The sequence below is a fragment of the Streptomyces sp. NPDC026246 genome (assembly GCF_055567995.1).
The window spans coordinates 1-23029 of sequence record NZ_JBVHPJ010000009.1; the positions used below are offsets into that span (position 1 = coordinate 1).

The window sequence follows — 23029 nt, forward strand, 5'->3', positions numbered from 1 at the left end:
AGGTAGGCCGCGGGGGACCGCGGACGCCTGCCCTCCGGTGGTGGGCCGGTGGGTGGCGTGGCGTGCGGTCCCCGCTTCGTCCTGCCGGGCGGGTGTACCGGGCGGGTGTCTCGGGGGGCGGGCCCGGATCCGTGGCGAGATTCCGTCCGGTCGGCGAGGTGTGCTCGGGGGGTGGGCCGCTGGGGACCGCGGACGCCTGCCCTCCGGTGGTGGGCCGGTGGGTGGCGTGGCGTGCGGTCCCCGCGGCGTCCTGCCGGGCGGGTGTACCGGGCGGGCCTACCAGGCGAAGGCCTCCGGGGACGGACCCGGACCCGGGAAGATCTCGTCCAGCCCGGCCAGCAGTTCCTCCGACAGCTCCAGCTCGACCGCGCGGATCGCGGAGGCGAGCTGCTCGGCGGTCCGCGGGCCGACGATCGGGCCGGTCACGCCCGGCCGGGTGAGCAGCCAGGCCAGGGCGGCCTCACCGGGCTCTACACCGTGCTTGTCGAGCAGGTCCTCGTAGGCCTGGATGCGGGCCCGCTGCGCGGGGTCGGCGAGCGCGTCGGCGGCGCGGCCCGAGGCGCGGCGGCCGCCCTGGACCTCCTTCTTCAGCACACCGCCCAGCAGCCCGCCGTGCAGCGGTGACCAGGGGATGACCCCGAGGCCGTAGTCCTGCGCGGCCGGGACGACCTCCATCTCGGCGCGCCGCTCGGCGAGGTTGTACAGGCACTGCTCGCTGACAAGGCCGATGGTCCCGCCGCGCCGGGCGGCGATCTCGTTGGCCTGGGCGATCTTGTAGCCGGGGAAGTTGGACGAGCCGACGTAGAGGATCTTGCCCTGCTGGATCAGGACGTCGATCGCCTGCCAGATCTCCTCGAACGGGGTGTCCCGGTCGACGTGGTGGAACTGGTAGAGGTCGATGTAGTCGGTTCGGAGCCGCTTGAGGCTGGCGTCCACGGCCCGGCGGATGTTGACGGCGGAGAGCTTGTCGTGGTTCGGCCAGGCGGGCCCGTCGGCGCCCATGTTGCCGTAGACCTTCGTGGCGAGGACGACCTTGTCGCGCCGTCCCCCGCCCTGGTCCAACCAGGTGCCGATGATGCTTTCGGTACGGCCCTTGTTCTCGCCCCAGCCGTACACGTTGGCGGTGTCGAAGAAGTTGATGCCGGCGTCGAGTGCCGCGTCCATGATGGCGTGGCTGTCGGCCTCGTCGGTCTGCGGACCGAAGTTCATGGTGCCGAGGACGAGCCGGCTGACCTTGAGTCCCGTGCGTCCGAGCTGCGTGTACTCCATGGTGCCCAAGCCAACGTCCTGGAGTGCGCTCCAGGCAAGCACCGCACGGAGCTACGGCTGGTACGGCCCGCCCAGGCCCCAGCCCTGGTGCATGGCCTCCGCGAAGGCGGCCGCGATCTTGTGCTCGCCGCTCGCGTTGAGGTGCGTGCCGTCGTAGGTGTCGGCGGAGACGTCGTACGAGGGCGGGGAGGAGGCCAGGAGGATGGGGGAGCCGGGCTCGTCGAGGTCGGCCGCCGTCTTGGCGAGGAGTTCGTTGAAGCGGGCGACCTCGGTGGCGAAGGCCGCGTCCGTCCGCGCCCGGATGTTCGGGGTGACCGGCAGCCACACCATCCGCACCCGCCGGTTGGCCGCCCGTGCCTCGCGGACGAAGGCCCGGACGTTCTCGGAGGTCTGCTCGGCGTTCGTGTAGAAGCCGAGGTCGATGAGGCCGAGGGAGACCAGCAGGACGTCCGCGCGGCCGGCCCGCACCGCCTCGCCGATCAGGGGCGCCATGTGCAGCCAGCCCTCGCCCCAGCCGGCCAGGTGGGCGCGCGGGAAGCCGGGCTCGGCGTACGCGTGCGAGGTCGGGGCGCCGGCGAGCTTGTCGTGGAGTGTCTCGCGGGGGCCGACGAGGGTGAACGGGCCGCCGTGGGAGCGGCACAGGTGCTGCCACATGCGGTAGCGCCACGTGTGTTCGCCCGCGCTCCCGATCGTCATGGAGTCACCGACGGGCATGAACCTGAGCATCCGCTCATCATGGACGATCGGCCCGCCCGGCGGGATGTGAGTCGGGCCACGCGCTCCGGCCCCGGAACCCTCTCCGGCCGCCCCGGCTTCCGGTCCCGGGCCGCTGAACGGCCGGGCGGGATGGCAGGCTTGGGGCATGCGCAGATCTCTCGCCCTCGTCGCCGCGGCCCTCGTCACGGGCGCGCTCGCCGCGCCCGCCTCCGCCGCCGGCGGGGACGGGAACGAGAAGTTCACGATCAAGGATCCGCGCATCACCGAGTCCAGCGGCCTGGCCGCCTCGCACCGGCACCCCGGCATCTACTGGACGCACAACGACAGCGACGACGGGGCGTACCTGTACGCCGTGGACGGCTCCACGGGCGAGACGGTGGCGACGATCACGATGTCCGGCGTGGGCAGCCCGCGCGACGTGGAGGCCGTCTCCCTCGGGCCGGACGGCCAGATCTACGTGGGCGACATCGGCGACAACCTCGGCGGCACCTGGCCGTACGTCTGGATCTATCGGCTGCCCGAGCCGAAGGAGCTGAAGGACCGGACGATCCGGGCCACGCAGTTCGTCGTGAAGTACTCCGATGGTCCGCGCGACGCCGAGTCCCTGGTCGTGCACCCGAAGACCGGCCGGGTCTACATCGTCGACAAGAACGAGAAGGGCGGCCACCTCTACGAGGGCCCGGCCCGGCTCTCCGCCTCCGGGTCCAACACCTTCCGCCCCGTCGCCGCCGTCCCGGACCTGGAGGCCACCGACGCCACGCTGTCCCCGGACGGCGAACACCTCGTCGTGCGCAGCTACTTCGGGTCGATCGCGTACGACTGGAACGGCGGGCGGATCAAGCGCAAGGAGCGGCTCGGGGTGCCGTTCCTCGGGCAGGGGGAGTCGGTCACCTACACCGCCGACGGCACGAAGCTCATGTACGGGGCCGAGGGCGCCGACAGCCCGGTGGAACCGCAGGACGCACCTGGGGGCGGGGGCTCCGGCTCCCCCTCGGACAAGGGGGGTTCCGCCGCGTCCGACGGCGGTGAGGGGCTGAACGGCACCCTCAGGACGGGCGCGATCGCCGCGGGCGCGGCCCTGGTCGTGGTGCTCGCCCTGCGGAAACTGAGGCGCCGCTCCTAGGAGTCGTGCCGGAGCCGAGCCGGTGACGGACGAGGGCGCCCCGCGCGTGCGGGGCGCCCTCGCTCACGTACGCGCGGCGGTCAGAGCTTGTCGATCACGTAGTCGACGCACTTGGTGAGCGCCTCGACGTCCGCCGGGTCGATCGCCGGGAACATCGCGACCCGCAGCTGGTTGCGGCCGAGCTTGCGGTACGGCTCGGTGTCGACGATGCCGTTGGCGCGCAGCACCTTGGCGACGGCGGCGGCGTCGACCTCGTCGGTGAAGTCGATCGTGCCGATGACCTGCGAGCGCTTGGCCGGGTCGGTGACGAACGGGTTCGCGAACTTCACGTCCTCGGCCCAGCCGTACAGCGTCCGCGCCGAGGTGGCCGTGCGGCGCACCGCCCAGTCCAGGCCGCCCTGGCCGTTGATCCACTCCAGCTGCTGGTTCAGCAGGAAGAGCGTGGACAGCGCCGGGGTGTTGTACGTCTGGTTCTTGCGGGAGTTGTCGATCGCCGTGGGAAGGCTGAAGAACTCCGGGACGTGGCGGCCGGAGGCGTGGATCCGCTCGGCGCGCTCGATCGCGGCCGGGGAGAACACGCCGATCCACAGGCCGCCGTCGGAGGCGAAGGACTTCTGCGGGGCGAAGTAGTAGACGTCCGTCTCGCTGACGTCGACGGGCAGGCCGCCGGCGCCGGAGGTGGCGTCCACGAGCACCAGGGCGCCCTCGTCGGCGCCCGCCACGCGCTTGATGGGCATGGCGACACCGGTGGAGGTCTCGTTGTGGGTGAACGCGTAGACGTCCACGCCGGCCCGGGCGACCGCCTCGGGGTGCGTGCCCGGGTCGGCGGAGATGACGTCCGGCTCGGCCAGCCAGGGGGCGAGCTTGGCGGCCTTGGCGAACTTGGAGGAGAACTCGCCGAAGCTGAGGTGCTGCGACGTGTTCTCGATCAGGCCGTGCGTCGCGATGTCCCAGAACGCGGTGGAGCCGCCGTTGCCGAGGACCACCTCGTAGCCGTCGGGGAGCTGGAACAGCTCGCTGATGCCCTCGCGGACCTGGCCGACCAGGTTCTTGACGGGGGCCTGGCGGTGGGAGGTGCCCAAGAGGGAGGTGCCGGTTGCGGCGAGGGCGTCCAGCGCCTCCGTCCGCACCTTGGAGGGTCCCGCGCCGAAACGTCCGTCCGCGGGCTTGATGTCAGAGGGAATCTGGATCTCAGCCACGGAGGGGAGCGTAGCCGTTTCCCCAAACGCGGGCGAAACGTCGTCCGTCGGGTGAGACGGCCGGGGGGCAACTTCCGGGGGTGCTGCCCCGCCTGCCGCCGGTCGCCTGCCGCACGTCGCCTGCCGGGTGCCGTCCCGCCGGGTGACCGGTGCTCGCGCCCCCGCCCGCAACCCGCCCCCCGCCGGACGGCGGGCCGTGCATGCTGGAGGAATGAAGGATCTTCTGCGCGGTGTCGATCCGGCGGCCGTGGAGGGCGGGTTGCGGGCGGCCGTCCGGGGCGAGGTCGCCTTCGGCGCCGGGGCCAGGGCGCTGGTGACCATGGACGCCTCCAACTACCGGCGGGTGCCGCTGGGGGTGGTGGCCCCGGTGGACGCCGAGGACGTGGCCGCCGCGCTGGCGGTCTGCCGGGAGCACGGGGTGCCCGTCGTCGCCCGGGGCGGGGGAACGTCGATCGCCGGGCAGGCCACCGGGACCGGTGTCGTCCTGGACTTCACCCGGCACATGAACCGGCTGGTCGCCCTGGACCCCGAGGGGCGCACGGCCGTCGTGCAGCCGGGGCTGGTCCTGGACCGGCTCCAGGAGGCGGCCGCCCCGCACGGGCTGCGCTTCGGCCCCGACCCCTCCACGCACAGCCGCTGCACGCTCGGCGGCATGATCGGCAACAACTCGTGCGGCTCCCACTCGGTGGCGTGGGGGACGACCGCCGACAGCGTGGCGGAGCTGGACGTCCTCACCGCGCGCGGGGAGCGGCTGCGGCTCGGGCGGCAGTGGGCCGGCGCACCGGAGGGCCTGCGCGCCCTGGCGGAGGGGGAACTGGCCCTGCTGCGCACCGGTTTCCCGGATCTGCCCCGCCGTATCTCCGGGTACGCGCTGGACGCCCTGCTGCCCGAGAGGGGCGCCGGCGTGGCCCGCTCCTTCTGCGGCAGCGAGGGCACCCTGGGCGTCCTCACCGAGGCGGTGGTGCGGCTGGTCGAGGCGCCACGCGCGCGTGCGCTGGCGGTGCTGGCGTACGCCGACGAGAGCGCGGCGGCCGAGGCGGCCGCCGGGCTGCTGCCGTACCGCCCGCTGACGGTCGAGGGCATGGCGGCGGACCTGGTGCCGTCGGCGGCGGAGCTGCCGCGGGGCGGGGCCTGGCTGTTCGTGGAGACCGGCGGGGAGTCGGAGGCGGAGGCACGCGCGCGTGCGCGGACGATCGTGCGGGCGGCCGACGTCCTGGACGCGCTGGTCGTCACCGACCCGGCCGGGCAGCGGGCGCTGTGGCGGATCCGGGAGGACGCGAGCGGCACGGCGACCCGGATGCCGGACGGCACCGAGGCCTGGCCCGGCTGGGAGGACTGCGCCGTGCCGCCCGAACGGCTGGGCGCCTACCTGCGGGACTTCCGGGCGCTGATGGCGGCGCACGGCCTGCGCGGCACTCCCTACGGGCACTTCGGGGACGGCTGCATCCACGTCCGCATCGACTTCGACCTGCTCACCCGGCCCGGAGTCGCCCGTTTCCGCCGCTTCTCGGAGGGACTCGCGGAGCTGGTGGTGGCGCACGGCGGGTCGCTGTCCGGCGAGCACGGCGACGGGCAGGCGCGCGCCGAGCTGCTGCCGGCGATGTACGGGTCGCGGATGGTCGGCCTGTTCGAGCGGGTGAAGGGGGTGTGGGACCCCGACGACCTGCTGAACCCGGGGATGCTGGTGCGGCCCGCGCCCCTGGACTCCGGCCTGCGCTTCGCCGTCCTGCCCCGCGAGCCCGTCGACGTCGCCTTCGGCTACCCGGCGGACGGCGGTGACTTCACGGCCGCGGTGCGCCGCTGCGTGGGCGTCGCCAAGTGCCGTACGGAGTCGGTGTCCGGCCCGGCCGTGATGTGCCCGTCCTTCCGGGTGACCGGCGCGGAGGAGCACTCCACGCGCGGGCGGGCCCGGCTGCTGCACGAGATGCTCGCCGGTGAGGTGGTCACCGGCGGCTGGCGTTCGCCCGAGGTGCGCGAGGCGCTCGACCTGTGCCTGTCCTGCAAGGGCTGCCGTTCGGACTGCCCGGTCGGCGTCGACATGGCCACGTACAAGGCGGAGTTCCTGCACCACCACTACGCGGGGCGCCGGCGCCCCGCCGCGCACCACTCGATGGGCCGGCTGCCGTTGTGGCTGCGGGTGGTGTCACGCACCCGCACGGCCCGGCTGGTCAACGCGCTCGCCGGGATCCGGCCGCTCGCCCGGGCGGCCAGACGGCTGGGCGGGATCGCACCCGAGCGGCCGCTGCCGCGGCTGGCCCGGCGGACGTTCAGCGGCTGGTGGGAGCGGCGGCGTCCGCACCGCCCCGCCGGGCACGGGGACCTCGTCCTGCTGTGGCCCGACACCTTCACCGAGCACCTCTCACCCGCCGTGGGGCAGGCCGCCGTACGGGTGCTGGAGGCGGCCGGGCTGCGGGTGGCGCTGCCGCCGACCGTCCACCTGGCGCGACCCCCGGTGGGCGACGGCCGGACGGTCGCCCTCGACCCGCTGTCGCTGCTGCGCGGGCGGGGCCGGGTGTGCTGCGGGCTGACGTACGTCTCCACGGGGCAGCTGGACCGCGCCCGTGCCGTCCTGCGCCGCACGCTCGACCTGATGGAACCGGTACTGGAGACGGACGCGCCGGTCGTGGTCCTGGAGCCGAGCTGCGCCGCCGCCCTGCGCGCCGACCTCCCGGAGCTGCTGCACGACGACCCGCGCGCCGCCCGCCTCGCCGCCCGGGTCCTCACCTTCGCCGAGACGCTGGAGCGGCACGCCCCCGGCTGGAACCCGCCGCGCGTCGACCGCCCGGTGACGGGGCAGACCCACTGCCACCAGCACGCGGTCCTGGGTGACGCCGCCGACCGCCGGCTGCGCCGAAAGGCCGGACTCACCGGGGAACCGAGCGGCGGCTGCTGCGGGCTCGCCGGCGACTTCGGCTTCACCCGCGGTCACTACGACGTCTCGGCGGCCGTCGCGGAGGAACAGCTCCTGCCCGCGGTGCGGGAGGCCCCGGACGGCGCGGTGGTCCTGGCGGACGGCTTCTCCTGCCGCACCCAGCTGCAGCACCTGGCCGGCGTCCGGGGCAGGCACCTGGCCGAGGTGCTGGCGCAGGCGCTGGACGAGGACGGAGCGCCACAGGGGGAGCGGGCAGGGGAGTGAGGCGGCGGGGGTCTGTGGGGCGTTCGGGCCACGGGAGGGTGGACCCGAGTGTCTGAGCCGGGGGAGGGCCCGGGCCGCTCCTACGCTCGCGGGACCAGTCACTGCCCGTCGAGGGCCGCTGCTCGAAGGAGCCCGCGCATGAGCGTCCGCGTCCAGCCGATCACCCGCGACGAGCACCTCGCGTTCGTCGCGGGCCGCCCCTCCGCCAGCCACACCCAGATGCCGTCCTGGGGTGAGGTGAAGCCCGACTGGGAGGCGGAGAGCCTCGGCTGGTTCGACGGCGCCGGACAGCTCGTCGGTGCGGGCCTGGTGCTGTTGCGGCCCCTGCCCGGTCCGCGGCTGCCCGGCCTGCCGCGCCACTTCGCCTACCTGCCCGAGGGCCCCCTCCTGGACTGGCACGAACCGGGCCTGGAACGCCTGCTGGAGCCGATGCTGACGTACCTGAAGCGCCGGGGCGCCTTCGCCGTGCGCATGGGCCCCCCGGTCGTGGTGCGCCGCTGGAGCGCGGAGACGGTCAAGGCGGCCATCACCGACCCGGCCGCCCGGCGGCTGCGCGACGTACGGGCCACGTCGTACGAGACCCGGGCCGGACGGGTCGCGGACGTCCTGCGGCACATGGGCTGGCGGCAGACCCCGGCCGGCGAGGACGGCTTCGCCGCGGGCCAGCCCCGCCACGTCTTCCAGGTGCCGTTCGCCGGGCGGTCGCTGGAGGAGATCCACGACGGCCTCAACCAGCAGTGGCGGCGCAACATCAAGAAGGCGGACAAGGCCGGGGTGAAGGTCGTCCGCGGTGACCTGTCGGACCTGCCGGTCTTCCACGAGCTGTACACCGAGACCGCCGAACGGGACGGCTTCCTGCCGCGCCCGCTGCCCTACTTCGAGCGCATGTGGAACGCGCTCACCGCCGAACACCCCGACCGCATGCGGCTCTACCTCGCGTACCACGACGGGGAGGTGCTCGCCGCGGCCACCATGCTGACCGTCGGCGACCACGTCTGGTACTCCTACGGCGCCTCCACCGCCCGCCGCCGCGAGGTCCAGCCCAGCAGCGCCGTCCAGTGGCGCATGATGAGCGACGCGCACGAACTCGGCGCCGCCGTCTACGACCTGCGCGGCATCACCGACACCCTGGAGGAGTCCAGCCCGCTGCTGGGGCTGCTCCGCTTCAAGGTGGGCACCGGCGGCGAGGCCGTCGAGTACCTCGGCGAGTGGGACCACCCCCTCAACCGGCTGCTCTACAAGGCGTTCAGCCTGTATCTCGCCCGCCGCTGACGTCTCACAGCACAAGACAGAGGCAAAAAGGGTTCACGCACCTGACCCAGTCCATTACCCTGGACTGGACAGTGCATCGGGTTGTACGTTGAGTGCATCAGGGTGTACGCACCGCACACGAGCAGCACCCCGGCCCCCGCCCCCTCGAGCACAGGACCCGCCCGTGACCACCCCGGAGACCACCGCCCCACCCCAGTCCACGACCGGTGCCGCCGGCTCCCCGCCGGCCGGCCAGGGCCGCTTCGGCTCGCTCGGCCCCGTGGGCCTGGTGCTCGCGGGCGGGGTCTCCGTGCAGTTCGGCGCGGCGGTCGCCGTGACGCTGATGCCGAGGGCCGGGGCCCTCGGGGTGGTGGCACTGCGGCTGCTGGTGGCGGCGGTCGTCCTGCTGGTGGTCTGCCGGCCGCGGCTGCGCGGCCACTCCCGTGCCGACTGGGGCACGGTCGTCGTCTTCGGCGTCACCATGGCCGCGATGAACGGCCTCTTCTACCAGGCCGTCGACCGCATCCCGCTGGGCCCCGCCGTGACCCTGGAGGTCCTCGGTCCGCTCGCCCTGTCGGTCGTGGCCTCCCGCCGCGTGATCAATCTCGTCTGGGCGGCCCTCGCGCTCGCCGGCGTCTTCCTCCTCGGCGGGGGCGGCTTCAGCAGCCTCGACCCCACAGGTGCGGCCTTCGCCTTGGGCGCGGGTGCCATGTGGGCCGCCTACATAGTCTTCAGCGCCCGCACGGGCCGCCGCTTCCCCCAGGCCGACGGACTCGCCCTGGCCATGGCGGTCGGAGCGGTGCTGTTCCTGCCGCTCGGTCTCGCCGAGTCCGGTACGAAGCTGTTCGACCCGGTGACCCTGGGCCTGGGCGCGGCGGTCGCCCTGCTCTCCTCCGTCCTGCCCTACACCCTGGAGTTGCTGGCCCTGCGCCGCCTGCCCGCCTCCACCTTCGCGATCCTGATGAGCCTCGAACCGGCACTCGCCGCCGCGGCCGGCTTCCTCATCCTCGACCAGGCCCTCGCCGCCACCGAGGCCGCCGCGATCGCCCTCGTGATCGCCGCGAGCATGGGCGCGGTCCGCACCCAGGTGGGCCGCGGCCGCAAGAAGAGGGCGGCGCTGGAGAGCACGGCACTGGAGGGCTAGGCCCGCCCTCCCTCCCTCCGTCCGTCCGTCCGGCGTCCCGGTCGGCGGGCCCGCAGGGGTGGCATGCCCGACAGGGCCCGGCGCCCGGTGTGCCGGGCCGGGCAGATTTTCATGCAAGCACGCTTGATTGTTTCTCGCGCCGCTGCCATGCTCCTCAGCACGCCGCACCACCCCGCACACCGCCGTGCCCCGAGGGAGCGCCCGTGTCCGATCCGACGTCGGTGATCGACGCCCTGCGCGAGGAGAGCGAGGAGCTGGACGCGCTCGTCGCCGGGCTGAGCGCCCGGCGCTGGTCGCTCGCGACGCCCGCCCCCGGCTGGACCGTGGCCCACCAGATCGCCCACCTGGCCTGGACCGACCACTCGGCCCTGCTCGCGGTCACGGACCCCGGCGCCTTCCACACCCTGGTCGAGAAGGCGCTCACGGCCCCCGGCTCCTTCGTCGACGAGGGCGCCGAGGAAGGCGCCTCGCTCCCGCCCGCCGAGCTGCTCACCCGCTGGCGGGAGGGCCGCACGGCACTGGAGCAGGCCCTGCGGGCGGCCCCGGCCAAGACGCGGTTCCCCTGGTACGGCCCACCCATGTCGGCCGCCTCCATGGCGACGGCCCGGCTCATGGAGACCTGGGCCCACGGGCAGGACGTTGCCGACACCCTCGGTGTGGTGCGCCCACCCACAGACCGGCTGCGGCATGTGGCCTGGCTCGGGGTGCGGACCCGGGACTTCGCCTACGGCGCGCACGGACTGACCCCGCCCGCGGCACCCTTCCGCGTCGAACTCCTCGCGCCGTCGGGCGAGGTGTGGGCGTACGGCCCCGAGGACGCCCCGCAGCGCGTCACCGGACCCGCCGTCGACTTCTGCCTGCTGGTCACCCAGCGCGCCCACCGGGCCGCCCTGGCCCTGCGCGCCGACGGCCCCGACGCCGACCGCTGGCTGGACATCGCGCAGGCGTTCGCGGGACCACCGGGGGGCGGACGCCCGGCGCAGGAGGCCGGAGCGTGACGGGCGCCGGCACCGCAGCGCACCGGCGCGCCGGGCAGGGGGCGGCGCCATGACGGTCCTGCGCATCGGCAACGCCTCCGGGTTCTACGGCGACCGCTTCGACGCCGTGCGCGAGATGCTCACCGGCGGTGAACTGGACGTCCTCACCGGCGACTACCTCGCCGAGCTGACCATGCTGATCCTCGGCCGGGACCGGCTGAGGGACCCGGCCGCGGGATACGCCCGCACGTTCCTGAGGCAGTTGGAGGAGTGCCTCGGACTGGCCCTGGAACGGGGCGTCCGGATCGTCGCCAACGCGGGCGGTCTCAACCCGGCCGGGCTCGCCGACGATGTACGGGCCCTGGCGGACCGGCTGGGTCTGCCTGTGCGTGTCGCACATGTGGAGGGCGACGACCTCACCGCGGCCCACCCCGGGAGCCTCGCCGCCCACGCCTACCTCGGCGGCTTCGGCATCGCGGCCTGCCTGCGGGAGGGCGCCGACGTCGTGGTCACCGGGCGGGTCACGGACGCGGCCCTGGTCACCGGGCCCGCCGCCGCCCACTTCGGCTGGCGGCCCGGCGCGTACGACCGGCTCGCCGGCGCCGTGGTCGCCGGGCACGTGCTGGAGTGCGGCGCCCAGGCCACCGGCGGCAACTACGCCTTCTTCCGGGACGGCGACGTCCGCCGCCCCGGCTTCCCGCTCGCCGAACTCCACGAGGACGGCGGCTGCGTCATCACCAAGCACCCCGGCACCGGCGGCTTCGTCGACGTCGGCACCGTCACGGCCCAGCTGCTCTACGAGACGGCCGGCGCCCGGTACGCGGGGCCGGACGTCACCGCCCGGCTGGACACGGTCCGGCTCACGCCCGACGGGCCCGACCGGGTGCGGATCGAGGGCGTGCGCGGGGAGGCGCCGCCGCCCACCCTCAAGGTGGGGCGCAACCGGCTCGGCGGCTTCCGCAACGAGGTCGTCTTCGTGCTCACCGGACTGGACGTCGAGGCCAAGGCCGCCCTGGTCCTCGAGCAGCTGGAACCCGCCCTCGGCAAGGTCGCCGAGGCGCGCTGGGAACTCGCCCGCACCGACCGGCCCGACGCCGGCACGGAGGAGACGGCCAGCGCCCTGCTGCGGCTCGTCGTCCGGGACCCGGACCAGCAGGCCGTGGGGCGTGCCCTCAGCGGGGCCGCGGTGGAGCTGGCCCTGGCCAGCTACCCCGGCTTCCATGTGCTGGCCCCACCCTCCAAGGGCTCGCCCTATGGGGTGTTCGAGGATGTGTACGTCCCCCATGGGGCCGTCGACCATGTGGCCGTCCTCCATGACGGGCGCCGGATCAGCGTGCCGCCCCCGGAGGACACCCGGGCCCTCGAACCCGTACCGGAACCCGCGCTGCCCGAGCCGCTGCCGCCCGGGCCGCGCCGCCGGGCCCCGCTGGGGCTGCTCGCCGGGGCCCGCAGCGGAGACAAGGGCGGCAACGCCAACGTCGGCGTGTGGGTCCGCAGCGACGAGGCCTGGCGCTGGCTCGCGCACGAACTGACCACCGACCGGTTCCGGGAGCTGATCCCCGAGAGCCGCGAACTGACCGTCCGACGGCACGTGCTGCCGGCCCTGCGCGCCCTGAACTTCGTCGTCGAGGGGATCCTCGGCGCCGGCGTCGCCGCGCAGCACCGCTTCGACCCGCAGGCCAAGGCCCTCGGCGAATGGCTGCGCTCCCGCCACCTGGACATACCGGAGGCCCTGCTGTGACCGTCCTGACCTCCGCGCTCGACCCCCACGGGCCGGACTTCCGGGCCAACCGCGAGGCGATGCTCGACAAGCTCGCCGCTCTGGACGCCGAGCACGCCAAGGCCCTCGCGGGCGGCGGCGAGAAGTACGTCGCACGGCACCGGGCGCGCGGCAAGCTCCTCGCCCGCGAGCGCGTCGAACTGCTCCTGGACCCGGACACGCCCTTCCTGGAGCTGTCCCCGCTGGCGGCCTGGGGCAGCGACCACACCGTCGGTGCCTCCCTGGTCACCGGCATCGGCGTCGTCGAGGGCGTCGAGTGCCTCATCACCGCCAACGACCCGACCGTGCGCGGCGGGGCGAGCAACCCCTGGTCGCTGAGGAAGGCCCTGCGCGCCAACGACATCGCCCTGGCCAACCGGCTGCCCGTGATCAGCCTGGTGGAGTCCGGCGGCGCCGACCTGCCGTCCCAGAAGGAGATCTTCATCCCCGGCGGCGCCATCTTCCGCGACCTCACACGGCTGTCCGCCGCCGGCATCCCGACCGTCGCGGTCGTCTTCGGCAACTCCACCGCGGGCGGCGCCTACGTCCCCGGCATGTCCGACCACGTGATCATGGTCGAGGAGCGCGCGAAGGTGTTCCTCGGCGGCCCGCCCCTGGTGAAGATGGCGACCGGCGAGGAGAGCGACGACGAGTCCCTCGGCGGTGCCGCCATGCACGCGCGCGTGTCGGGCCTGGCCGACCACTTCGCCGTCGACGAGCCCGACGCCCTGCGCCAGGCCCGGCGCGTGGTCGCGCGCCTCAACCACCGCAAGGCGTACGGCGATCCGGGCCCGGCCGAACCGCCCGCCCACGACGCCGAGGAACTCCTCGGCATCGTCCCCGGCGACCTGAAGAGCCCCTTCGACCCGCGCGAGGTCATCGCCCGCATCGTCGACGCCTCCGACTTCGACGAGTTCAAGCCGCTGTACGGCACCAGCCTGACCACCGGCTGGGCCGCCCTGCACGGCTACCCGCTCGGCATCCTCGCCAACGCCCGGGGCGTGCTGTTCAGCGAGGAGTCGCAGAAGGCCGCCCAGTTCATCCAGCTCGCCAACCAGCGCGACATCCCCCTGCTCTTCCTGCACAACACCACCGGCTACATGGTCGGCAAGGAGTACGAGCAGGGCGGCATCATCAAGCACGGCGCCATGATGATCAACGCCGTCAGCAACTCGAAGGTCCCCCACCTGTCCGTGCTGATGGGCGCCTCCTACGGCGCCGGGCACTACGGCATGTGCGGCCGCGCCTACGACCCGCGCTTCCTGTTCGCCTGGCCCAGCGCCAAGTCGGCCGTCATGGGCCCGCAGCAGCTCGCGGGCGTCCTGTCGATCGTCGCCCGCCAGTCCGCCGCCGCCAAGGGACGGCCCTACGACGAGGAGGCCGACGCCGCGCTGCGCGCCATGGTCGAGCAGCAGATCGAGTCCGAGTCGCTGCCGATGTTCCTGTCCGGGCGGCTCTACGACGACGGCGTCATCGACCCGCGCGACACCCGCACCGTCCTCGGCCTGTGCCTCTCCGCGATCCACACCGCGCCCTACGAGGGCGCACGCGGCGGCTTCGGCGTCTTCCGGATGTGAGGAACCCCCAGTGATCACTTCTGTGCTCGTCGCCAACCGGGGCGAGATCGCCTGCCGTGTCTTCCGCACCTGCCGCGACCTGGGCATCCGCACGGTCGCCGTGCACTCGGACGCCGACGCGCGGGCCCTGCACACGCGCGTGGCCGACACGAGCGTACGGCTGCCGGGGGAGACACCCGCCGACACCTATCTGCGCGGCGACCTGATCGTGAAGGCGGCCCTCGCGGCCGGCGCCGACGCCGTGCACCCCGGCTACGGCTTCCTCTCCGAGAACGCCGCCTTCGCCCGGGCCGTGCGGGAGGCGGGCCTGATCTGGATCGGGCCGCCCCCCGAGGCCATCGAGGCCATGGCGTCCAAGACCCGCGCCAAGCAGCTCATGGGCATCGCACCGCTCACCGACGTCGCCGAGGACGACCTGCCCGTACTGGTCAAGGCCGCGGCGGGCGGCGGGGGCCGCGGCATGCGCGTCGTACGGCACCTCGCGGACCTGGACGCCGAACTCGCCGCCGCCCGGGCCGAAGCGGCCGCCGCCTTCGGCGACGGGGAGGTGTTCGTCGAGCCGTACCTCGAGAACGGCCGGCACGTCGAGGTGCAGATCCTCGCCGACACCCACGGCACCGTCCACGCGCTCGGCACCCGCGACTGCTCCCTCCAGCGCCGCCACCAGAAGGTCGTCGAGGAGGCCCCCGCCCCGGGCCTGTCCGACGCGCTCCGCCAGGAACTCGCCGACCTCGCCGTACGGGCCGCCCGAGCCGTCGACTACGCGGGAGCCGGCACGGTCGAGTTCCTCGTCGCGGGCGAACGCGCCCACTTCCTGGAGATGAACACCCGTCTCCAGGTCGAACACCCCGTCACCGAGGCCGTGTTCGGCATCGACCTGGTCGCCGAGCAGATCCGCGTCGCCGAGGGCCGTCCCCTGGCGGCCGATCCGCCCCGCGCTTCCGGCCACGCCGTCGAGGCCCGCCTGTACGCCGAGGACCCGGCGCGCGACTGGTCCCCGCAGACGGGCCGCCTGCACCGGCTCGCCGTGCCGGAGGGCGTCCGCCTGGACACCGGATACACCGACGGCGACGACATCGGCGTCCACTACGACCCGATGATCGCCAAGGTCGTGGCGCACGCCCCCACTCGCCCCGAGGCCCTGCGCCGGCTCGCCTCCGCCCTCGAACGCGCGGTGATCCACGGCCCCGTCACCAACCGCGACCTCCTGGTCGGCTCCCTGCGCCACCCCGAGTTCACCGCCGCCCGCATGGACACCGGCTTCTACGACCGCCACCTCACGGCCCTGACCGAACCGGCCCCGGACCCTTACGCCCCCCTGGCCGCCGCCCTCGCCGACGCCCACGGCCGCTCCCGCATCGGCGGCTGGCGCAACGTCCCCTCCCAGCCGCAGACCAAGCGCTACCTGATGGCCGGCGAGGAGCACGAGGTGCGCTACCGGTACGGCAGGCGGGGCCCGGAGGCGGACGGGGTGCGCGTGGTGCACGCCGACGCGAGACTGGTGATCCTCGAAGTGGACGGCGTGCGACGCCGGTTCGAGGTCTCCCGCCACGGCGACCGGGTGTACGTCGGCGCCACCGCCCTGACCGCCCTGCCCCGCTTCCCCGACCCCACCGCCCGGCACGCCCCGGGCTCCCTCCTGGCGCCCATGCCGGGCACGGTCGTCCGGGTCGCCGACGGCCTCACGGCCGGGACACCCGTGCAGGCCGGCGAACCCCTGCTCTGGCTGGAGGCGATGAAGATGCAGCACAAGATCACCGCCCCGGTGACGGGAACGCTGGCCGACCTGTGCGTCGCACCAGGGCAACAGGTCGAGCCGGGCGCTCTGCTGGCTGTGGTGAAGGAAGCCGGTTAGGGGCGCGGGGCTGTATCGATATGCGGCTCCGCCGCGTGAGCGCGACAAGCCACATCCGGCCCGCACCGAAAGGACTCCCCATGGACACCGAAGACCACAAGGCGCTCCGAGAAGCCGTCGCCGCCCTCGGCAAGCGCCACGGCCCCGGAGGCGAACCCGACCGACTCTGGTCCGACGCAGGCAAACTCGGCTACCTCGGAGTCAACCTCCCCGAGGAGTACGGAGGCGGCGGGAGAGGAATCTCCGAACTCTCCATCGTCCTGGAAGAACTGGGCGCCGCCGGCTGCCCCCTCCTCATGCTGGTGGTCTCACCCGCCATCTGCGGCACGGTCATCGCCCGCTTCGGCACCGACGCCCAGAAGCGGGAGTGGCTGCCCGGCCTGTCCGACGGCACCCGCCGCATGGCCTTCGGCATCACCGAACCCGACGCCGGCTCCAACAGCCACCGCATCACCACCACCGCACGCCGCGACCGGGACACCGGCGGCTGGATCCTCACCGGCCGCAAGGTCTTCATCTCCGGCGTCGACATCGCCGACGCCACCCTGATCGTCGGCCGCACCGAGGACGCCCGCACCGGCCGCCTCAAGCCCTGCCTGTTCATCGTGGAGCGCGACACCCCCGGCTTCACCCGCCGCCCCATCGATATGGAACTCCACGCGGCGGAGAAGCAGTTCGAACTCGTCCTGGACGACGTACGCCTGCCCGCCGACGCCCTCGTCGGTGGGGGCCCCTCCCACGCCTTCGGCAGTGGGGGAGAGGACACGGGCCTGCTCCAGCTGTTCGCCGGCCTCAACCCCGAACGCATCATGACGGCCGCCTTCGCGATCGGCATGGGCCGCCACGCCCTCGACACGGCCGTCCGCTACGCCCGCGACCGCACCGTCTGGAACGCGCCCATCGGCGCCCACCAGGCCATCGCCCACCCCCTCGCCCAGGCGCACATCGACCTCGAACTGGCCCGCCTGATGATGCAGAAGGCCGCCCACCTCTACGACACCGGCGACGACATCGGCGCCGGAGAGGCCGCCAACATGGCCAAGTACGCCGCCGGGGAAGCCTGCGTCAAGGCCGTCGACCAGGCCGTCCACACCCTCGGCGGCAACGGCCTCACCCGCGAGTACGGCCTGGCCCGGCTGATAACGGCCGCGCGCGTGGCTCGTATCGCACCGGTGAGCCGGGAGATGATTCTCAACTACGTCTCCCACCAGACCCTGGGCCTGCCCAAGTCGTACTGAGACGGCCCGCGCCGCGAGGAGGAACCCGCCATGTTCCGCAGCGAGTACGCAGACGTCCCGCCCGTCGACCAGCCCATCCACGACGCCGTCCTGGCCCGGGCCGCCGAGTTCGGCGCCACCCCCGCCCTGATCGACGGCACCGACGGCACCACCCTCACGTACGAGCAGGTGGACCGGTTCCACCGGCGCGTCGCCGCCGCCCTCGCCGAGACCGGGGTCCGCAAGGGCGACGTCCTCGCCCTGCACAGCCCCAACACCATCGCCTTCCCGACCGCCTTCTACGCCGCCACCCGCGCCGGCGCCACCGTCACCACCGTGCACCCGCTCGCCACCGCCGAGGAGTTCGCCAAACAGCTCACGGACTGCGCCGCCCGCTGGATCATCACCGTCTCACCGCTGCTCGGCACCGCCCGGCGCGCCGCCGAACTCGCGGGCGGCGTACGGGAGATCTTCGTGTGCGACAGCGCCACCGGCCACCGCTCCCTGATCGACATGCTGGCCTCCACGGCCCCCGAACCGCACGTCCCCATCGACCCCGGCGAGGACGTCGCCGCCCTGCCCTACTCCTCCGGCACCACCGGCACACCCAAGGGCGTCATGCTCACCCACCGGCAGATCGCCACCAACCTCGCCCAGCTCCACCCCGCGATCCCCGCCGGCCCCGGCGAACGCGTCCTCGCCGTCCTGCCGTTCTTCCACATCTACGGCCTCACCGCCCTGATGAACGCCCCCCTGCGGCAAGGCGCCACGGTCGTCGTCCTGCCCCGCTTCGACCTCGAACAGTTCCTCGCGGCCATCCAGAACCACCGCATCACCGCGCTCTACGTCGCCCCGCCCATCGTCCTGGCCCTGGCCAAACACCCGGCCGTCGCCCAGTACGACCTGTCGTCGCTGCGCTACATCATCAGCGCCGCCGCCCCCCTGGACGCCCGCCTGGCCGCCGCCTGCTCCGCCCGCCTCGGCCTGCCGCCCGTCGGCCAGGCCTACGGCATGACCGAACTCTCGCCCGGCACCCACGTCGTCCCCCTGGACGCCATGCGCGACGCCCCGCCCGGCACCGTCGGCAAGCTCGTCGCCGGCACCGAGATGCGCATCGTCTCCCTCGACGACCCCGCTAAGGACCTCCCCGCCGGCGCATCCGGCGAGATCCTCATCCGCGGACCACAGATCATGAAGGGCTACCTCGACCGCCCCGACGCCACCGCCGCCATGATCGACCCCGACGGCTGGCTGCACACCGGCGACGTCGGCCACGTCGACGACGAGGGCTGGCTGTTCGTCGTCGACCGCGTCAAGGAACTCATCAAGTACAAAGGCTTCCAGGTGGCCCCCGCCGAACTCGAAGCCCTCCTCCTCACCCACCCGGGCGTCGCCGACGCCGCCGTCATCGGCACCTACGACGACGACGGCAACGAGACCCCGCACGCCTACGTCGTCCGCCAGCCCACCGCCGCCCTCACCGAGGCGGACATCATGCTGTACGTCGCCGAACGCGTCGCCCCCTACAAGCGGGTCCGCCGCGTCACCTTCACCGCCGGCATCCCCCGCGCCGCCTCCGGCAAGATCCTGCGACGACAGCTCAGGGAGCGCACATGAGCCTCGTGACCCGCACACGCACCCGCGCCGTGGACACCCTCACCCTCGACTCACCGGCCAACCGCAACGCCCTGTCCGCCGCCCTCGTCACCGAACTGGCCGACGCCCTCACCGACGCCGGCGAGGACGACGCCGTCCGCGCCGTCGTCCTCACCCACACCGGCAACACCTTCAGCGCCGGCGCCGACCTGAAGGACCCCCCGCGCCCCGAGGCCCTCGTCGCCCTCCTGCGCCAGATCGTCGAACTGCCCACACCCGTGATCGCCCGCGTCACCGGACACGTCCGCGCGGGCGGCCTCGGCCTCCTGGCCGCCTGCGACATCGCCGTCGCCGCCACCACCGCCACCTTCGCCTTCACCGAGGTCCGCATCGGCGTCGCCCCCGCCGTCATCTCCCTGCCGCTCCTGCCCCGCGCCGACCCGCGCGCCCTGGCCCGCCACTACCTCACCGGCGAACCCTTCGACGCCGCCGAAGCGACCGCGGCCGGCCTGCTCACCACCCACGCCGACGACGTCGACACGGCCCTCACCCCCATGCTCGACGGCCTGCGCAGATCCGCCCCCGACGCCCTGACCGAGACGAAACGGCTGCTCACGGCTAGGGTGCTGGAAGCCTTCGACCGGGACGCGGAACACCTCACCGCGCTCTCGGCCCGGCTGTTCTCCTCCGCACCGGCACGCGAGGGGATGACGGCCTTCCTCGAACGACGGGATCCGGCATGGGTGGTGTGAGCGCGGTCGACCGTGCGGAGAGAGTCCCCAAGCAGGACCGCAGCCGGGCCACCCGGCAGCGGCTCCTGGAGGCCGCCGTGGCCTGCCTCGCCGAACACGGCTGGGCCGGATCCACCGTCTCCGTGGTCGCCGAACGCGCCGGCGTCTCCCGCGGCGCCGCCCAGCACCACTTCCCCACCCGCGAGGACCTCTTCACGGCCGCCGTCGAGTACGTCGCCGAGGAACGCTCCACCGCCCTGCGCGCCCTCTTCCCCGACGGCGCGACGGGCGACCGCCGCGCCGTCGTCGCCGCCCTGGTCGACCTCTACACCGGCCCCCTGTTCCGCGCGGCCCTCCACCTGTGGGTCGCCGCCTCCAACGAGGACCAGCTGCGCCCGCGCGTCACCGAACTCGAATCCCGGGTCGGCCGCGAGACCCACCGCATAGCCGTCGACCTCCTCCGCGCCGACGAAACCGTCCCCGGAGTCCGCGAGACCGTCCAGGGCCTGCTCGACATGGCCCGGGGCCTCGGCCTCGCCAACCTCCTCACCGACGACGCCCCCCGCCGGGAACGCGTGGTCACCCAATGGGCCGGCGTCCTGGAGGAGGCGCTGGGCTGAGCGGGGCCGACAGCACGCACCCCCACCCTCACGGGCTCAGGCGTTCCACCCGCCAGCTGCCGTCCGGCTGCCCCACGTAGCGCAGGCGGTCGTGCAGGCGGTTCTCGCGCCCCTGCCAGAACTCCACCGTCTGCGGCGCCACCCGGAAACCGCCCCAGCGCGGGGGCACCGGCACCTGCTCGCCCTCCGGGTAGCGCGCGGCCAGCTCCGCGTACGCCGCGTCGATGTCCGCCCGCGTGGAGACCACCGACGACTGGGCGCTGGCCCACGCCCCCAGCTGGGAACCGTGCGGCCGGCTCCGGAAGTACGCCGCCGTCTCGTCCCGCCCGGTCCGCCGCGCCACCCCCGACACGATCACCTGCCGCGCCATCGGATGCCAGGGGAACAGCAGCGAGACGTACGGGTTCTGCGCCAGGTCACGCGCCTTGCGGGAGTCGTAGTTCGTGTAGAAGACGAAACCCTGCTCGTCGAAGTGCTTCAGCAGGACCGTGCGGGAACCGGGCCGCCCCTCGGCGTCGGCCGTCGAGACCACCATCGCGTTCGGCTCGAACAGCCCGCCCTCGGTCGCGGCCTGCCGGAACCAGCGCGCGAACTGCTCCACGGGGTTCGCGGCCAGCTCGCTCTCGGCGAGCCCGTCGGCCCGGTACTGCTTGCGCATCGAGGCCAGATCGAAAGGGGCGGCGTCACGGTCGGTCACCCGGTCATCTTGCCGTACGGACGGTGTCCTTCGTCACTGCATGGCACTCAGTGCCGCGACCCCTCCCCAATCGTGACACCCGGGGATATCGTTTCCGTGCCGTTGCGGTTGGATGACCGCCGACCGCACGGGGCATCACAGGGGGACCGGCCGGGACCGCGAGTCGCCGCACACGGACCGCGTATCCCTCGGACGGTCAACCGCCCGCCAGCCGACCGACTCGGTGTGTTCGGCCCACCCCGCAGCGCACCATCTGTCACTCACACACCAGGAGCCGCCTGATGTCCGACTTCGTACCCGGGCTCGAAGGAGTCGTCGCGTTCGAGACGGAGATCGCCGAACCGGACAAGGAGGGCGGCGCCCTCCGCTACCGGGGCGTCGACATCGAGGACCTCGTCGGCCACGTCTCCTTCGGCAACGTCTGGGGCCTGCTCGTCGACGGAGCCTTCAACCCCGGCCTGCCGCCCGCGGAACCCTTCCCCATCCCCGTCCACTCCGGGGACATCCGCGTCGACGTCCAGTCCGCGCTGGCCATGCTCGCCCCCGTCTGGGGCCTCAAACCCCTCCTCGACATCGACGCCGAGCAGGCCCGGGCGGACCTCGCCCGCGCCGCCGTCATGGCCCTGTCCTACGTCGCCCAGTCCGCGCGCGGCCAGGGCCTGCCCATGGTCCCGCAGCGCGAGATCGACAAGGCCCAGTCCGTCGTCGAACGCTTCATGATCCGCTGGCGCGGCGAGCCCGACCCCAAGCACGTCGCGGCCGTCGACGCCTACTGGACCAGCGCCGCCGAACACGGCATGAACGCCTCCACCTTCACCGCCCGGGTCATCGCCTCCACCGGCGCCGACGTCGCCGCCGCCCTGTCCGGCGCCGTGGGCGCCATGTCCGGCCCCCTCCACGGCGGCGCCCCCTCCCGCGTCCTCGGCATGATCGAGGAGATCGAACGCACCGGCGACGCCGAGGCCTACGTCAAGAACGCCCTCGACAAGGGCGAACGCCTCATGGGCTTCGGCCACCGCGTCTACCGCGCCGAGGACCCCCGCGCCCGCGTCCTGCGCCGCACCGCCCGCGAACTGGGCGCCCCCCGCTTCGAGGTCGCCGAGGCCCTGGAGAAGGCGGCCCTGGCCGAACTCCACGCCCGCCGCCCCGACCGCGTCCTCGCCACCAACGTCGAGTTCTGGGCGGCCATCGTCCTGGACTTCGCCGAGGTCCCGGCGCACATGTTCACGTCGATGTTCACCTGCGCCCGCACGGCCGGCTGGTCCGCCCACATCCTGGAGCAGAAGCGCACCGGCCGCCTGGTCCGCCCCTCGGCCCGCTACGTCGGCCCGGGCAGCCGCAACCCCCGCGAGATCGAGGGCTACGGCGACATCGCCCACTGACCCCGGCCCGTCTCCCTCCTACGGCCCCATCCGCTCCCCGGGTGGGGCCGCACCCGTGCCGCCCCCCGCCAGCAGGTCGAGCTCCTCACCGACAGCGGCCCGCAGCGCGTCGTGCCGCTCCCCGAGCGCGTACCGCTCCTCGTGCCACATCCGCCGCGGATAGAGCCACACGGGCCGCCGTACGAGGGCCGCCGGCTCCCAGTCGTAGCGCGGCCACACATGGGCGTGCAGGAACGGGTCGGTGTTCCCCAGGATCTCCAGATTCACCCGCCGGAACCCCGGCTCCAGCCGCCGGCAGGCCCGCTCGACGGCCTCCCCGAGCCGGTCCATGCCCTCCAGGAACGCCAGGCGCCTGCCGCGCGGCAGCTCCGACAGCCGCTGCACCGCGGGATCGTCGGTCAGCAGCACCGAGTAGCCCGGCAGGAACTGCACGTCCCCGATCACCGCGAACCCCGCCTCCAGCCTGCGCAGCACCGTGGGGTTCCCACCCCGCAGAGCACTGCCGACCCGATCGGAACGCCACGCACCGGTCACGATCACACCCCCCGAGAACGCCGGGAACACCGAGAACGCAGACGACCCGCGAGTCTGGTTCCTCCAGCGGAGGAGCCGGCCGGACGTACCGGCGACTCGCGGGTCGGGTGACTGCCTGAGATTGGGCCGGCTGCGCGCTTCGATCACACGCTGGTCCGGCACCGCACTGAGTGTGGTGACGAGCCGCTAGCCCGCAGCCACCTCACGCGTCCGGGATTCATACATTCTCCGGATCACCTCCTTTC

At 73.7% G+C, this 23029-nt stretch carries 18 protein-coding genes; 13 read left to right on the forward strand and 5 right to left on the reverse strand.

The window, feature by feature from the left end:
* Positions 1-276: 276 nt before the first annotated feature.
* Together ACZ4M5_RS22535 and ACZ4M5_RS22540 are read right to left on the reverse strand one after the other, a co-directional pair.
* Positions 277-1269, reverse strand: a complete 993-nt coding sequence (locus ACZ4M5_RS22535) for an aldo/keto reductase (RefSeq protein WP_467739872.1) — start codon at positions 1267-1269, stop codon at positions 277-279.
* Between the two features lie 51 nt (positions 1270-1320).
* Positions 1321-1995, reverse strand: a complete 675-nt coding sequence (locus tag ACZ4M5_RS22540) for an SGNH/GDSL hydrolase family protein (RefSeq protein WP_467739497.1) — start codon at positions 1993-1995, stop codon at positions 1321-1323.
* Between the two features lie 136 nt (positions 1996-2131).
* Here ACZ4M5_RS22540 and ACZ4M5_RS22545 point away from each other — a divergent pair, with 136 nt between their 5' ends.
* Positions 2132-3109 (forward strand): WD40 repeat domain-containing protein, encoded by a 978-nt coding sequence (locus ACZ4M5_RS22545; protein WP_467739499.1) that lies wholly within the window; start codon positions 2132-2134, stop codon positions 3107-3109.
* A gap of 80 nt (positions 3110-3189) precedes the next feature.
* Here ACZ4M5_RS22545 and serC read toward each other — a convergent pair whose 3' ends face one another.
* On the reverse strand, positions 3190-4308 hold the full coding sequence (gene serC, locus ACZ4M5_RS22550) for a phosphoserine transaminase (RefSeq protein ID WP_467739501.1): 1119 nt from the start codon (positions 4306-4308) through the stop codon (positions 3190-3192).
* Positions 4309-4519: 211 nt separating this feature from the next.
* Between serC and ACZ4M5_RS22555 the strand changes: the two genes are divergently transcribed.
* The 11 genes from ACZ4M5_RS22555 (at position 4520) to ACZ4M5_RS22605 (ending at position 20171) form a co-directional block, all read left to right on the forward strand.
* On the forward strand, positions 4520-7444 hold the full coding sequence (locus tag ACZ4M5_RS22555; protein WP_467739503.1) for an FAD-binding and (Fe-S)-binding domain-containing protein: 2925 nt from the start codon (positions 4520-4522) through the stop codon (positions 7442-7444).
* Positions 7445-7582: 138 nt separating this feature from the next.
* The gene (locus ACZ4M5_RS22560) at positions 7583-8716 is read left to right on the forward strand and encodes a lipid II:glycine glycyltransferase FemX (RefSeq protein ID WP_467739505.1); all 1134 of its coding nucleotides are present in this window, start codon (positions 7583-7585) and stop codon (positions 8714-8716) included.
* A 163-nt stretch (positions 8717-8879) separates the two neighbouring features.
* Positions 8880-9839: an EamA family transporter gene (locus ACZ4M5_RS22565; protein WP_467739507.1), complete on the forward strand. Its 960-nt coding sequence runs from the start codon at positions 8880-8882 to the stop codon at positions 9837-9839.
* Between the two features lie 203 nt (positions 9840-10042).
* Complete coding sequence (locus ACZ4M5_RS22570; RefSeq protein ID WP_467739509.1) at positions 10043-10837, forward strand: TIGR03084 family metal-binding protein; 795 nt, start codon at positions 10043-10045, stop codon at positions 10835-10837.
* Between the two features lie 49 nt (positions 10838-10886).
* On the forward strand, positions 10887-12557 hold the full coding sequence (locus ACZ4M5_RS22575) for an acyclic terpene utilization AtuA family protein (protein WP_467739511.1): 1671 nt from the start codon (positions 10887-10889) through the stop codon (positions 12555-12557).
* Positions 12554-14152: an acyl-CoA carboxylase subunit beta gene (locus tag ACZ4M5_RS22580; protein WP_467739513.1), complete on the forward strand. Its 1599-nt coding sequence runs from the start codon at positions 12554-12556 to the stop codon at positions 14150-14152. The genes ACZ4M5_RS22575 and ACZ4M5_RS22580 overlap by 4 nt, the downstream gene beginning before the upstream one ends.
* A 10-nt stretch (positions 14153-14162) precedes the next feature.
* Positions 14163-16007: an acetyl/propionyl/methylcrotonyl-CoA carboxylase subunit alpha gene (locus ACZ4M5_RS22585; protein WP_467739515.1), complete on the forward strand. Its 1845-nt coding sequence runs from the start codon at positions 14163-14165 to the stop codon at positions 16005-16007.
* A gap of 80 nt (positions 16008-16087) precedes the next feature.
* Positions 16088-17245 carry an acyl-CoA dehydrogenase family protein gene (locus tag ACZ4M5_RS22590; RefSeq protein ID WP_467739517.1) on the forward strand — a complete coding sequence of 386 codons (1158 nt, stop codon included), beginning with the start codon at positions 16088-16090 and terminating at the stop codon, positions 17243-17245.
* A 30-nt stretch (positions 17246-17275) separates the two neighbouring features.
* On the forward strand, positions 17276-18841 hold the full coding sequence (locus ACZ4M5_RS22595; RefSeq protein WP_467739519.1) for a 4-coumarate--CoA ligase family protein: 1566 nt from the start codon (positions 17276-17278) through the stop codon (positions 18839-18841).
* The gene (locus ACZ4M5_RS22600; RefSeq protein ID WP_467739521.1) at positions 18838-19572 is read left to right on the forward strand and encodes an enoyl-CoA hydratase family protein; all 735 of its coding nucleotides are present in this window, start codon (positions 18838-18840) and stop codon (positions 19570-19572) included. Before ACZ4M5_RS22595 ends, ACZ4M5_RS22600 begins: the two co-directional genes overlap by 4 nt.
* Positions 19560-20171: a TetR/AcrR family transcriptional regulator gene (locus ACZ4M5_RS22605; RefSeq protein ID WP_467739523.1), complete on the forward strand. Its 612-nt coding sequence runs from the start codon at positions 19560-19562 to the stop codon at positions 20169-20171. The genes ACZ4M5_RS22600 and ACZ4M5_RS22605 overlap by 13 nt, the downstream gene beginning before the upstream one ends.
* Positions 20172-20199: 28 nt before the next feature.
* On the opposite strand, the gene pdxH is transcribed toward ACZ4M5_RS22605, so the two are convergent.
* A complete protein-coding gene (gene pdxH, locus ACZ4M5_RS22610; RefSeq protein ID WP_467739873.1) occupies positions 20200-20829 on the reverse strand; it encodes a pyridoxamine 5'-phosphate oxidase in 630 nt (209 codons plus the stop codon).
* 320 nt (positions 20830-21149) lie between these two features.
* Here pdxH and ACZ4M5_RS22615 point away from each other — a divergent pair, with 320 nt between their 5' ends.
* Positions 21150-22250 (forward strand): citrate synthase 2, encoded by a 1101-nt coding sequence (locus tag ACZ4M5_RS22615; RefSeq protein WP_467739525.1) that lies wholly within the window; start codon positions 21150-21152, stop codon positions 22248-22250.
* 18 nt (positions 22251-22268) lie between these two features.
* Here ACZ4M5_RS22615 and ACZ4M5_RS22620 read toward each other — a convergent pair whose 3' ends face one another.
* On the reverse strand, positions 22269-22784 hold the full coding sequence (locus ACZ4M5_RS22620) for a diadenosine tetraphosphate hydrolase (protein WP_467739527.1): 516 nt from the start codon (positions 22782-22784) through the stop codon (positions 22269-22271).
* Positions 22785-23029 lie beyond the last annotated feature (245 nt).